Here is a 12,643-nt window from a genome sequence, read left to right as displayed (position 1 = left end):
CCGGAGAACGGAGGCGGCCCGGCGGCCCCTTCAGTACGAGTCGGCCACCGCGACCGCCGCCGCGCGGTTCTCCGCCACTGCCACGTCGGCGATGGTCCAGCCCGCCGGTCCGGCCGCGGGAGCCTCGCCGGTCCCCACGTAGTCCTGTGAGGGGTCGCGGCCGAGACCGATGCCCAGCCCCTTGAGGTACGCCTCCTTCCGCACCCACGCCCGTGCGAACGCCGCGGGCCGCTCCGGCGGTTCCAGGGCTTCCAGTTCGGCGATCTCCGCCCGGTGCAGCACGGCGGCGATGTCCGCGACCGCGTCGGCCGACGGGACGGTCTCCACGTCCACGCCCACCGGAGTCGCGGCGAACGCCAGCAGGGCGACACTCCCGCTGTGCGACAGCGAGAAGTGCACACCGCCGCCCTCCACGGCCGGACGGCCGTGCGGCCCACCGCACCCCGGGCAGTCCTCCCGCACCAGCGTCACGTCCCGCGGCGCTCTGCCGAGGTGGGCCCCGAGCAGCAGCCGCAGTCCCACGTGCGCGGCCCGGTAGCAGTCCCGGTCGGCGTCGGTGCGGAAGGCCGCGGCTCTGCGCAGCTCCTCCGGATCGAGGACGTCGGACGCCGACCGGGCCGCGAATGCGGCGTGCCGGGCCGCGTCCACCAGCCACAGCCGCGGCGGGTCGCCGGGAGCGGGAAGCGTCATCGGCGCGACGGATGCCACCGGGTCGAGCTCACTGGGAACGCGTGTCGCGGCCGTATTCACCGGCTCATGCTAGATCGTCGGCGATTCCCGACCGGGTGGATCCGGCCGCGGGAAACGACGGCGGGCGAACGCGTCCCGGACCGGGCACGGTGGCAGACTGTGGCCGTGACCAGCATCGACCGCGACGCCGCGCCCCAGTTCGTCCTCCCGCTCGTCGTCCGCATCGAGAAGGACGACCCGCCGGCGCGTACCGACGCGCTGGAGACCGCGGCGCGTGCCGTGCTCGCCCTGCTGTCCGACGAGCGGTCGGCGGGCGACGGCGAATGGGCCGAGGCGGTACGGGACTGGCAGGACGCCCGGATCCGCAAGGTCGTGCGGCGGGCGCGCGGCGCGGAGTGGCGCCGGGCGGGCTACCTGCCGAACATCGCCGTGACCGGCCTGGAGGCCGAAGTACGGGTCTATCCGCCGGTCCCGCTGGACGGTTGGCCCAAAGTGCTGGCGAAACTCCAGGTGTCCGGCACCGAACTGGACGATCCGCAACCCCCGCCGCCGGCCGAGGACGGGCTGCCGGTGCTGTGGATGAACCCGGAGCTCGACATGTCCGCGGGCAAGGCCATGGCCCAGGCGGGCCACGGCGCACAGCTCGCCTGGTGGGAACTGACGGACGCCGAGCGCACCGCGTGGCGCGACGCCGGGTTCCCGCTCGCGGTCCGCACCTCCGCGCCCGCCGACTGGTCCGCGCTCACCGGTTCCGGCCTTCCCGTGGTGCGCGACGCCGGTTTCACCGAGATCGTCCCCGGCTCCTGCACCGTCGTCTCGGACTTCCGCCCGCTGCGCCGCACCGCCGGCGCGTAGCGCCGGGACGGGCGCCGAATCCGCCGTATGGCATGGCAACCTCAAATCAAGCTCTGAACCGGCCGCCCGCAGGGTTCGCCCGGTCCCGGCGGGGCCATCACCCCGGCACGGCGTGTGAAAAGACGCGGAGGGGGACGGCATGAAGGACTTGGGTACGGGTATCGGCTGGCGACCGGAGATCGCGGACGCGATCGCGGAACTGCCCGGGGTCGACTGGGTGGAGGTCGTCTCGGAGAACCTCTGCGCCGACCACCTCCCGGAGCCGCTGCGGAGGCTGCGGGAGCGCGGTACGACGGTGATCCCGCACGGGGTCTCGCTGGGCCTCGGCGGCGCGGAGCGCCCGGACCCCGGCCGGCTGGCGGCGCTCGCGACGCGGATCGGGCTGCTGGGAGCGCCCCTGGCCAGCGAGCACATCGCATTCGTGCGGGCCGGCGGGCCGCTGACCGGCTCGCCCCGGCTGGAGGCCGGCCACCTGCTCCCGGTACCCCGCACGCGCGACGCCCTCGACGTGCTCTGCGCGAACGTCCGCATTGCGCAGGACGCGCTGCCCGTGCCGCTCGCGCTGGAGAACATCGCGCCACTGCTCGGCTGGCCCGACGAGGAGTTCAGCGAGGGCGAGTTCCTGTACGAGCTGGTGGAGCGCACCGGCGTACGGCTGCTCGTCGACGTCGCCAACCTGCACACCAACCACGTGAACCGGGGCGAGGACCCGGTCGCGGTGCTCGACGAACTGCCGCTGGAGGCCATCGCCTACGTGCACGTGGCGGGCGGCGTCGAGAAGGACGGTGTCTGGCACGACACGCACGCCCACCCGGTGACGCGGCCGGTGCTGGACGTGCTCGCGGCACTGCGCGAGCGGATCAGCCCGCCGGGCGTCCTGCTGGAGCGGGACGACGACTTCCCGTCCGCGGCCCCGGACTGGCCGCGGAACTCACGGCGATCCGCGCGGTGGGTTCCGAGCGGCCCAGGGAGGCGCACTGTGTCTGACGCCGGCCGCGCCACGGGCGCCACCGACACGACGGGTACCGGCTTCAGCGCCGGTCCGGACGACACCGCCGCCCGGCAGCGCCTCGCGCTCGCGCAGACGGCGCTGCTGTCCGCGCTGGTGGCGGGCACCCCCGTCCCGGAGGGCTTCGACCGGGGCCGGATCCGTGTCCAGTCACGGGCGCTGGCGGCCAAGCGCGCCGACGTGACCGCCAAGGTGGCCCCGGAACTACCGGAGATCCTCGGTGACCGCTACCGGCCCGCCTTCCTGCGGTACGCGGCCGCTCATCAGTTGGAGGGCGGCTACCGCCTCGACGCGCTGCGTTTCGCCGAACACGTGCTGGAGGACTGCGCGTCCGGCGACGAGGCCACCCGGCGGCGACTGGACGACTGGTGGCGGGAGCGCTCGGGTCCGGCCCCGCTGTCCGCAACCGCCCCGTCCGACCGCCCCGCACGGCTCGGCCGGCTCGGGCGGCTCCTGGGCGCGGCGCGCACCGCGCTGCCGGGGCGGTGCCCGCGATGACCGTCATGACCGCCCTCACGCTCATCGTGTACCTGCTGATCGCCGCCACGTCCGCGTACCTCGTCGGGGAGATGATCCGGGCCCGGCGCTTCACCCGCCCGTACCACGGCGAGGCGCCCCGGGATCCGCTGGAGACCGCTTTCCTGGCCGGCGGGCCCGGCCGGGTCGCGGACACGGTGATCGCGGCGATGCACGGGGACGGCCGGATCACCGTGACCACTCCCGGGCAGCTGACCGTCATCCGGCCGGTCGCCCAGAACCCGGTCGAGGTCGCCCTGTTGGAGGCCTGCGGCGCCGAGTGGGGCGGCGGTCTGCGCCAGGTCCGTACGGCGGTGCTGATCGGGCCCGCGGTGCAGTCGATCGGCGACCGGCTCGCCCGCCGCGGCCTGTTCTTCCAGCCCGAGGTGCACAGCCGGTGGCAGCGGGTGTCGACGCTGCACAAGACCGTCTGGTTCCTGCTGCTGTTCCTGTCGCTGGCGGAGGTGATGCCGCACCTGCTCGTCGGCTCGGGCCTGCCGCTGGTCCTCCGGGTGCTGCCGGTGCTCGCCGTCGGGCTCCTCGTCCTCCTGACGTGCTCGGCGCCACGCGGCCGGCTCACTCCGGCCGGCCGGCGGGTGCTGCACGGGCTGCGCGTCAGCCACCGCCCGCTGCGAACCCCCCGTCCCGCGGCCGCCACCTCCGACCCCGTGCTGCTGTTCGCGCTGGCCGGTGCCGCCGTGCTCCACGACGACGTGCTGCGGGGCCAGTTGGCGCAGTCCTCCGAGCCGACGTCCGAGCCGGGCGCGTGGGGCGACGCCGCGGGCGCCTGGGCCGGCGGGGGCGCCGGCTGCGGGGGCTCGGCGTCGAGCTGCGGCGGCTCGGGGTCCAGTTGCGGTTCGAGCTCGGGGTCCAGTTGCGGTTCGAGCTCCGGGGTCCAGCTGCGGTTCGAGCTCCGGGTCCAGCTGCGGTTCGAGCTCCGGGTCCAGCTGCGGTTAAAGTTCCGGGTCCAGCTGCGGCAGCAGCAGTTCGTAGGAATTCCCGGCGGAGTGTTCCTACCGTCGAGTACAAAGCAGCTATGTGGATGCTCTTCCTTCTCGTCGGTTGTGTCGCCGCCGTCGTCTCCTGCGCCCGGCTGTGCCGGGCCGCGATCGCCGCGGGCGCCCTGCCCGCGACCGTGCCCGGCGGTCCGCCTCCGGTGGCCGAACTCGGGCTGTACGAGACCGCGTTCCTGTGCGGCGGACCCCGACGGGTCACCGATCTGACGCTGGTCTCGATGGCGGGCGAGCGGCGGCTGCTGCTCGCGCACACCGGGTGGGCGACAGTGGTCGACGCCGAGGGCCGCGACGATCTCGAACGGTCGCTGATCGCCTCGATCGGACCGGCCGGCCAGTCGCCGGTCGCCGCGATACGGGTGGCGCACGCGGCGGCGGGCGCCATCCGCGCCCTGGGGGAACGGCTCGCGGGCGACGGTCTCGCGGTGCCCGCGGCGGCCCGGGAGAGCGTCACCGCCGGGATCCGGCAGGTCCGCGGCGCCATCGTCCTGAACCTGCTGATGGCCGGCGCGGCCATGGTCCTGTCCGCCGGCGGCCAGACCGACGGCGGCCGGGCACCGGCCTGGTTCACGCTGCCGCTGCTGCTGACCACCGGCTGCTGGATCATCGCCCGGGTGGAGGTCCACCCGTACACCCGCTGGGCCTCCCCCGCAGGACAGGACGCCCTGCGCGCCGTTCCCGACGGCCCCGGCCCGCTCGTCGCGCTGGCGGTACGCGGTCCGGGCGCGCTGCGCGACCCCGCGCAGCGCGCGGCCCTCTCCTGACGGGGCCGGACCGGCCGGAAACGCCCGGCGGGAGTGGTCGGGGCCGACACCCGCCGGTTGTCCTTTACTTCACCCACCACCGCCCCAAGGATCCCTTGTGTCATGCCCTGACAGGAGAGGATCCTTTGTGCGATCGATCGCGCTGTACGGCGTCGCAGGCACCCTGGCGCTGAGCACCCTGGCCTTCACTCCCCCTGGATCGGCGGCCCAGGACCCGTCGCACGGCGACCGGGTGGCCGAGGCGCGCGGCGCGGCCGTCGCCGCCGAGCGCGCCGGCCGGGCCGGGGTGGCGTTCGGCCCGTGTGCCAAGGCGACCCGGCTGCCCGCCTCCGTCCGGTGCGGCACCGTGTCCGTCCCGCTGGACTACGCCCGGCCGGACGGCGAAACGCTGGACCTGGTCGTCAGTCGGGTCGCCGCCACCGGACCGGCCGGCGAACGCCAGGGCGCCCTGCTCTACAACCCGGGCGGGCCCGGCGGCTCGGGGCTGTACTTCCCGCTCTTCAGCGTCGCGAAGGTCGAGGAGTACGCCAAGATCGCCCGCGCCTACGACTTCGTGGGCTTCGATCCGCGCGGGGTCGGCCGGTCGGCGCCCATCTCGTGCGAGACCCCCGCGGACTTCTCGAAGGCGCCCACCCGCGACCCGCGGCCGACGGGCGAGCGCGACAAGCGGGACCGGATCGCGGACGCGAAGGCGTACGCCGAAGGCTGCCAGCGCCGGTCGGGACACCTGCTGCCCTACCTCACGACGCTCAACAGCGCCCGCGACATCGACGTCATCCGCGCCGCGCTCGGCGAGCGCGGACTCACCTTCTACGGCGCCTCCTACGGCACCTACCTCGGCGCGGTGTACGCGACGCTCTTCCCCGGGCACGTGCGCCGCATGGTCCTCGACAGCGTCGTCGATCCCGATTCGCGGCAGATCTGGTACCGGGCCAACCTGACGCAGTCCGCCGCCTTCGAGGCCCGCTGGGCCGACTGGCGCGACTGGGTGGCCCGGCACGACGCGGCGTACCACCTGGGCACCGACCGGGGGCAGGTGCAGGACGCCTACGACTCGGTGCGGACGCGGCTGGCGGTGCGGCCGGCCGGCGGGGTGGTCGGCCCCGGCCAGTTGCAGAGCACCTACCTCGGTGCCGGGTACTACGACAGCACGTGGCCGGAGCTGGCCACCGTCCTGTCCGCCTACGTGCACGGCGACCCGGAGCCGCTGATCGCGGCGGCCACCCCGAATCCGGCCGGGGCCGTCGAGGGCGAGAACGGCAACGCCGTGTACACGGCCGTCGAGTGCGCCGACTCCCCCTGGCCGCGCGACTGGTTCACCTGGAACCGCGACAACACCGAGCTGGCCCGCACCGCGCCCTTCGAGACCTGGGACAACGCCTGGATGAACCTGCCGTGCGCCTTCTGGAAGGGGCCGCACCGGCACCCTCTGGAGGTGGGCGCGTTCGGCCGTGCGCTGCCGCCCGTACTGCTCGTCTCCGCCGAGCGCGACGCCGCGACCCCGCACCGGGGCGCCGTCGAACTCCAGCGCCGGCTGCCCGGCTCGGTGCTCCTCACCGAGCGGCGCTCCGGCTCGCACGGTGTCGTCTATGGTCCCAACACCTGTGTCAACGAGCGCGTCGACGCGTACCTCCTGCGCGGCGAAACGGGAACGGACCGCACGCCCACGTGCGGTCCGCATCCCGAGCCCAAGCCGTAGCGCCCGGGGCCTTACGCCAGGCCGGCCACCAGCTCGCCGATCTCCTTGCGCCGCCCGGTGTAGAACGGCACCTCCTCGCGTACGTGCATCCGTGCCTCGGACGCCCGGAGGTGCCGCATCAGGTCGACGATCCGGTGCAGTTCGTCCGCCTCGAAGGCGAGGATCCACTCGTAGTCGCCGAGCGTGAAGGACGGGACCGTGTTGGCCCGCACGTCCGGGAAACCGCGCGCCATCTTGCCGTGGTCGGCGAGCATCCGGCGGCGGTCCTCGTCGGGCAGCAGATACCAGTCGTAGGAGCGCACGAACGGGTAGACGCTGACGTAGTTGCGCACGGTCTCGTCGGCGATGAACGCCGGGACGTGCGACTTGTTGAACTCCGCCGGGCGGTGCAGCGCCATGTTCGACCACACCGGGACCAGCGCGCGGCCGAGCCTGGTGCGGCGGAAGAGGTTGTAGGCCTCCTGCAGCGCGTCCGAGGTCTCCGCGTGCCACCAGATCATGAGGTCGGCGTCCGCCCGCAGCCCCGACACGTCGTACGTGCCGCGCACCGTGACGTCCTTCGCGGCGAGCTGCGCGAAGAGCTCCTCCACCTCGTCGGCGTATCCGGAGCGGTCCTCGGGCAGCACGTCGCGCAGCCGGAAGACGGACCAGAGGGTGTAGCGGATGATCTCGTTGAGATCCTTCGCCTTCTTGCCGGCGTTCGGGGTCCTGTCCGGGGCGTCGGGAGCAGTAGTCGAGTCAGTCATGCCGTCATTCTCCCGTGTCCCGCGCGCCGCCCGTCGCCAGGGTCGCGGCCAGCGAGGTCAGGACCTCGTCGGCGGCCTTGCGGGCGCTGGCGATACAGGCCGGAATCCCGACGCCGTCGTACACCGCGCCGCAGACCGCGAGCCCCGGCAGCTTCCCGACCTGCTCGCGGATCCTGGCGACGCGCTCGACGTGGCCGACCGGGTACTGCGGCAGTCCGCCGTCCCAGCGGGTGACGCGGGCCGCGACGGGCGCGGCGGACAGCCCGATGGCCTCGCCCAGGTCGCGCCGCGACAGGCGGACGAGGTCGGTGTCGTCCCAGGCCAGGTCCGCCTCGTCGCCGTGCCGGCCGACGGAGGTGCGCAGCACGAAGGTGTCGGGTCCCGCTTCGTCGATCCATCCCCACTTGTGCGAGGAGAAGGTGGACGCCTTGATCGTCCTGCCGTCGACCGGCGGCACCAGGAAGCCGGTGCCCTTCGGCATCCGCAGCACGTCGCGGCGCCGGAACGCCATGGTGACCAGCGCCATGCTCGCGTACTCCACCGCCGAAAGCTCCGCGGCGGCGACGGGCGACTCGGCCGCCAGCAGCCGGGCGGCGGCCGGGGCGGGCGCGGCGATCAGGACGGCGTCCGCGTCGAGCACCCGGTCGCCGACGGTGACCTGCCAGCCGCCCCGCGGTGCGCCGCAGCTCCCTGGCCGGCGCCCGGGTCTCGATGGTGACGCCCGCGGCCCGGCAGGCCTCGGCGACGGCGACCGGCAGCTGCCCGACGCCTCCGCTGATGCCCATGAAGACCGGTCCGGCCGGAGCGGCGGCCGCGCGCCGTTGGATGCCGCGGACGGCCTCGATGAGGGAGCGGCCCGACCTGGCCGCCTCGAAGAGCTGCGGCATGGCCGCGCGCAGCGAGATCTCGTACGCGTTGCCCGCGTAGACGCCGCCGAGCAGCGGCTCCACCAGCCGGTCGACGACCTCGTGGCCGAGCCGCGAGGCGACGAACTCGCCCACGGCCACGTCCTCGCCGATCCTGGTCCTCGGCAGCACGTGGTCGAGCGGCAGCCGGGCCAGGCCCGCGGGCGACAGCAGGCCGGAGGCCGCGAGCGGCCCCAGATCGCCGGGGACTCCCATGACGTGCCCCTGCGGCATCGCCCGCAGCCGGCCCCGGGTCCACACGGCGGCGCCCGCCGTGGCCGGTGGCTGCAGCCGGTCGCCGAGCCCCACCTCGCGGGCCAGTGCGACCGCTTCCGGCCGGCGCGCGAGCATCGACTCGGCGCCCAGGTCCACGGGCACGCCGGCGATCTCGTCGGCGTACAGCTTCCCGCCGAGCCGCGCGGAGCCCTCCAGCACCGTCACCCGCGCGCCGCCGCCGGCCAGGTAGTGGGCGGCGGCGAGTCCGGAGACCCCGCCGCCGACGACGATCACATGCCCTGTTCCGCGGTGTGTGTCGGTCATGCTCTCCACTGTCCCAGATTCCCGAACGAGCTCTGAACGTGACCGCTTCGGAATCACGGACCCGAAACCCCGTCCCGTCCCCGCACGTCGTAGGAGCAACACCGGTTCCACGCCGGTGAACCACGTTTGGGGGAGTCCGATGCGCCAGCCGATCAGCAGACGCCGCAGACCACGTGCGGCCCTCGCCGCCGCCGTACTCGCGGCCGCGCTCACCGTCACGGGTTGCAGCGCCGACACGTCGTCGAAGTCGTCGGACAGCGCCGCGAACAAGGCCGCCGCCCCGCGGCTGGCGGACGCGCCGTCCGCGGCGTCGGGCACCGCGAAGGGAGCCACGACCGGGACGCCGGCGCCGTCCCAGAGCTACGTGGTGCGCACCGCGACGCTCGGCGTCGAGGCGAAGGACGGCGTCGCCGCCGCCCTCACCTCGGCCCGGACCACGGTCACCGCCGCGGGCGGGTACGTCGGCAACGAGAACACCACCCGCGACAGCCAGGGCCTGGAACAGTCCAGCATCACCCTGCGGGTGCCCCCGCAGAGCTACGACAAGGTGCTCAACGATCTCGCGGGCCTCGGCAAGCTGATCGAACGCAAGGTCTCCACGGAGGACGTCACCAGCCAGGTGGTGGACGTGGAGAGCCGCATCCGCTCCCAGCAGGCGAGCCTGGCGCGGGTGCGGGAGCTGATGAGCCGGACCACGCAACTCAGTGACGTGGTCACCCTTGAGGGTGAACTCAGCACCCGGGAGGCCAATTTGGAGGCCCTCCAGGCCCAGCAGGCCTCGCTGAAGGAGCGCACGAATCTGGCGACGATCACGCTGGTCCTGTCCGAGCCGGAACACCCCGCCTCCGCGCCCGGGCCGAAGAAGGACGACGGCTTCTGGGAGTCGGTCGGCAACGCACTGGCCACCGGCTGGCACGCCTTCTACGTCACCCTGCGCGGGATCCTGGTCGTTCTCTCGGTGGCACTCCCGTTCGCGGCCGTGGGTCTCGCCGGCTGGTTCGTCTTCCGCACCGTCCGCCGCCGCCTCTTCCCCGCGCCGCACGTGGCGCGGGCGGAGGAGAGCACGGACGGCGAGTAGCGGGCCGGACCGGCTGAGCGCCTCGTGGGGCCCTGGACGATCGACACCGGTGAGCTGCGTACCTACAGGTGAGCCCGCCGCAGAACCGCGTGCGGGTGCTGGGGACTGATGAGGGGGACCATGCCGCCGAGCGACGTGGTCCCCCTACACAGTGAAGAAGTGCCGCTCAGACCTCGGTGGTGCGGTGGACGAAGTCCACGAGGCGGGTGAGGGTGTCGGGGTCCGTGCTGGGGAGGACGCCGTGGCCGAGGTTGAAGACGTGGCCGGGCAGGTCGGCCGCCGAGTCCAGCACCTCGCGGGTCTTCGTCTCGACGGCGGACGTCGGGGCGAAGAGCACCGCCGGGTCGAGGTTTCCCTGCAGCGCCTTGCCGGGGCCGACCCGGCGGGCCGCCTCGTCGAGCGGGACGCGCCAGTCGACGCCGACGACGTCGGCGCCGGCCTCGCCCATCAGCCCGAGCAGCTCACCGGTGCCGACGCCGAAGTGGATCCGCGGCACACCGTGGTCGGCGACAGCCTCGAAGACCTTCGCCGAGGACGGCATGACGTAGCGCCGGTAGTCGGCGGGCGAGAGCGCGCCGACCCAGGAGTCGAAGAGCTGGACGGCGCTGGCCCCCGCCTCGATCTGCACCTTGAGGAACGCGGTCGTGATGTCGGCGAGCCGGTCGAGCAGATCGCTCCACAGCTCGGGGTCGCCGTACATGAGCGCCTTGGTGCGCTCGTGGTTGCGGGAGGGGCCGCCCTCGACGAGGTAGCTGGCGAGGGTGAAGGGCGCGCCCGCGAAGCCGATGAGCGGGGTCTCGCCCAGCTCGGCGGTGAGCATCCCGATGGCCTCGGTCACGTACAGGACGTCGTCCGGCTCGAGCACCCGCAGCCGGTCGAGGTCGGCGCGGGTGCGGATCGGCTGCTCGACGACCGGGCCGACGCCGGGCTTGATGTCGAGGTCGAGGCCGATGGCCTTGAGGGGCACGACGATATCGCTGTAGTAGACGGCCGCGTCGACCTTGTGGCGGCGCACCGGCTGCAGCGTGATCTCGGTGACCATGTCGGGCCGCATGCAGGAATCCAGCATGGCGATGCCCTCACGGAGCTTGAGGTACTCGGGCAGCGATCGGCCGGCCTGCCGCATGAACCACACCGGGGTGTGCGGCACGGACTCGCGCCGGCAGGCGCGGATGAACGGGGAAGCAGCAGTCTGCTGGTGCGCACTCACGCCACGAATCTTCGCATGCGCCGCGATGCGTCCCGCGCGCCCGGGTGTTGCTCCACCCGTGGAGGCCGCGGGCGGCCTAGTCTTCCGGGCATGGCAGCGGTTCACGGGCACCTTGCGGACGGGGACGGGGCACCGCTCTCCTTCCAGCGCGCGGTCGACGCGCTGGGATCCGCGCGGGTACGGCCCGAAGTGGAGATCGACACGACAGCTCCGCCCAAGCGTCTCGCGTCGTACGCGTACGCGCTGGAGGCGGCGGTCGTGGTGGACGGCGAGGAGCTGGCGGACGGCCGGCTCATCCTGCTCCACGAACCCGACGGCCATGAGGCCTGGAACGGCACGTTCCGGCTGGTCACGCTGGTCCGCGCCGATCTGGAGCAGGAGATGGCGGTGGACCCGCTGCTGCCCGAGGTGAGCTGGTCCTGGCTGACCGGCGCCCTGGAGGCGCGGGGCGCGGAGTACATCGAGCCCAGTGGGACGGTCTCGCGCAGTTCCTCGCACTACTTCGGCGGGATCGCGGAGCGGCCCGACACGACGGCGATCGAGATCCGGGCGTCCTGGACGCCCACCGAGGTCACGGACGGCATCCCGGGGGTCGCGGACCACCTGGCGGCCTGGTGCGATCTGCTCTGCGCGTGCGCGGGACTGCCGCCCACCGAGGGCCACGAGTCGCAGGACCTGCCCGGCGGCGTCGTGCCCCTGCCCAAGCGCCGCGGCTGACCGTCCGTCCGTTTTCGGGTTTCACGGGGCCTTCCTTGGTGTTCCGCAGCGTGTCCCGCGGGCGCCCGCATGATCTTGTTCGATAGGGCGTCCGATTTGTCGGAATTGTTACTCAACAAATCGTGATCATTCCCTAAAGGCCGGGGCAATTGCTGCCGAAGGAGTGGGTGACCCTCTCAGTCCCCCGCTTTCGCCACAGGAGGCCCGGTGTCAGTTCTTCTCGAGCAGCCCACGAGCCTGGTCGCCTACCGTCCGAACAAGCCGACGGCCATGGTCGTCGTCGCCGACCCCCGCGTCCGATCCACCGTCACCCGGCACCTGTGGGCGCTCGGTGTGCGCGATGTGATCGAAGCCTCGTCGATCGCCGAGGCCCGGCCCCGGGTCAGCAGCCCCCGCGACATCTGCGTAGCCGATGTCCACCTCCCCGACGGTTCCGGCCTGACCCTTCTTGCCGAGACCCGCGCGGCCGGCTGGCCGAACGGCCTCGCGCTCTCCGCCGCCGATGACATCGGCGCCGTCCGCAACGCACTCGCGGGCGGCGTCAAGGGATACGTCGTCACCGGCACCCGCAACAACCTCGGCGGCATGCCGGGCCGTCCCGGCGCCGCGCCGGTCGGTTCGGCCGGCGCCCGTATGCAGCGCCGTCCGCCGGGCACGCCCGGCCACCCCGGCGGCTACCGCGAGCTCTCCGGCCGCGAGGTCGAGGTGCTGCGACTGGTCGCGGAAGGCCAGTCGAACAAGGCGATCGGGGTCTCCATGGGCCTGTCCGCCCTCACCGTGAAGAGCCACCTGGCTCGCATCGCCCGCAAGCTCGGCACCGGCGACCGGGCCGGAATGGTCGCAGTGGCCCTTCGCACGGGCATCATCCACTAATCGAACGCACCCCCAGCCCGCCCCCCGC

The 12,643-nt window shown here is 73.5% G+C and carries 10 protein-coding genes and 2 pseudogenes; 8 read left to right on the top strand and 4 right to left on the bottom strand.

Features of this window, described 5'->3' with window-relative positions:
* Positions 1-30: 30 nt before the first annotated feature.
* Positions 31-750, bottom strand: coding sequence for a 4'-phosphopantetheinyl transferase superfamily protein (locus M2266_RS27430; RefSeq protein ID WP_277440581.1), 720 nt, complete (start codon positions 748-750; stop codon positions 31-33).
* Between the two features lie 105 nt (positions 751-855).
* Here M2266_RS27430 and M2266_RS27425 point away from each other — a divergent pair, with 105 nt between their 5' ends.
* The 5 genes and pseudogenes from M2266_RS27425 (at position 856) to M2266_RS27405 (ending at position 6,546) form a co-directional block, all read left to right on the top strand.
* Positions 856-1,545 (top strand): peptidyl-tRNA hydrolase, encoded by a 690-nt coding sequence (locus tag M2266_RS27425; protein ID WP_277440580.1) that lies wholly within the window; start codon positions 856-858, stop codon positions 1,543-1,545.
* 139 nt (positions 1,546-1,684) lie between these two features.
* Complete coding sequence (locus M2266_RS27420) at positions 1,685-3,052, top strand: DUF692 domain-containing protein (RefSeq protein ID WP_277440579.1); 1,368 nt, start codon at positions 1,685-1,687, stop codon at positions 3,050-3,052.
* Positions 3,049-3,762 (top strand): annotated as a pseudogene (locus tag M2266_RS27415) (TIGR04222 domain-containing membrane protein); the annotation flags it as partial. The gene M2266_RS27420 and the pseudogene M2266_RS27415, both read left to right, overlap by 4 nt.
* 344 nt (positions 3,763-4,106) lie before the next feature.
* Positions 4,107-4,847 carry a TIGR04222 domain-containing membrane protein gene (locus tag M2266_RS27410; RefSeq protein WP_277440578.1) on the top strand — a complete coding sequence of 247 codons (741 nt, stop codon included), beginning with the start codon at positions 4,107-4,109 and terminating at the stop codon, positions 4,845-4,847.
* A gap of 127 nt (positions 4,848-4,974) precedes the next feature.
* Complete coding sequence (locus tag M2266_RS27405) at positions 4,975-6,546, top strand: alpha/beta hydrolase (RefSeq protein WP_277440577.1); 1,572 nt, start codon at positions 4,975-4,977, stop codon at positions 6,544-6,546.
* An 11-nt stretch (positions 6,547-6,557) separates the two neighbouring features.
* Here M2266_RS27405 and hemQ read toward each other — a convergent pair whose 3' ends face one another.
* Both hemQ and hemG read right to left on the bottom strand, forming a co-directional pair.
* On the bottom strand, positions 6,558-7,292 hold the full coding sequence (hemQ, locus tag M2266_RS27400) for a hydrogen peroxide-dependent heme synthase (RefSeq protein ID WP_277440576.1): 735 nt from the start codon (positions 7,290-7,292) through the stop codon (positions 6,558-6,560).
* Positions 7,293-7,296: 4 nt separating this feature from the next.
* Positions 7,297-8,737, bottom strand: a pseudogene (gene hemG, locus M2266_RS27395) (protoporphyrinogen oxidase).
* Between the two features lie 139 nt (positions 8,738-8,876).
* Between hemG and M2266_RS27390 the strand changes: the two are divergent.
* Positions 8,877-9,815, top strand: a complete 939-nt coding sequence (locus tag M2266_RS27390) for a DUF4349 domain-containing protein (protein ID WP_277440575.1) — start codon at positions 8,877-8,879, stop codon at positions 9,813-9,815.
* A 166-nt stretch (positions 9,816-9,981) separates the two neighbouring features.
* Here the strand turns inward: M2266_RS27390 and hemE are convergent, their stop codons facing one another.
* A complete protein-coding gene (hemE, locus tag M2266_RS27385) occupies positions 9,982-11,034 on the bottom strand; it encodes a uroporphyrinogen decarboxylase (protein ID WP_277441382.1) in 1,053 nt (350 codons plus the stop codon).
* Between the two features lie 81 nt (positions 11,035-11,115).
* Here hemE and M2266_RS27380 point away from each other — a divergent pair, with 81 nt between their 5' ends.
* Both M2266_RS27380 and M2266_RS27375 read left to right on the top strand, forming a co-directional pair.
* Entirely contained in the window at positions 11,116-11,742 is a 627-nt protein-coding gene (locus M2266_RS27380) for a DUF3000 domain-containing protein (protein ID WP_277440574.1), read from the top strand.
* 207 nt (positions 11,743-11,949) lie between these two features.
* Positions 11,950-12,615, top strand: a complete 666-nt coding sequence (locus M2266_RS27375) for a response regulator transcription factor (protein ID WP_138354287.1) — start codon at positions 11,950-11,952, stop codon at positions 12,613-12,615.
* Positions 12,616-12,643: the final 28 nt, after the last annotated feature.

The sequence above is a fragment of the Streptomyces sp. SPB162 genome (genome assembly GCF_029504575.1).
Classification (GTDB): Bacteria; Actinomycetota; Actinomycetes; order Streptomycetales; family Streptomycetaceae; genus Actinacidiphila.
The sequence above is the reverse complement of the archived record's forward strand: the minus strand, read 5'-3'. Positions and strand labels throughout refer to the sequence as shown.

Coding starts and splice junctions, on each gene's coding strand:
- M2266_RS27420 (WP_277440579.1), top strand. CDS start 1,685: ATGAAGGACTTGGGTACGGGTATCGGCTGGCGACCGGAGATCGCGGAC.
- M2266_RS27410 (WP_277440578.1), top strand. CDS start 4,107: ATGTGGATGCTCTTCCTTCTCGTCGGTTGTGTCGCCGCCGTCGTCTCC.
- hemQ (WP_277440576.1), bottom strand. CDS start 7,292: ATGACTGACTCGACTACTGCTCCCGACGCCCCGGACAGGACCCCGAAC.
- M2266_RS27390 (WP_277440575.1), top strand. CDS start 8,877: ATGCGCCAGCCGATCAGCAGACGCCGCAGACCACGTGCGGCCCTCGCC.
- M2266_RS27380 (WP_277440574.1), top strand. CDS start 11,116: ATGGCAGCGGTTCACGGGCACCTTGCGGACGGGGACGGGGCACCGCTC.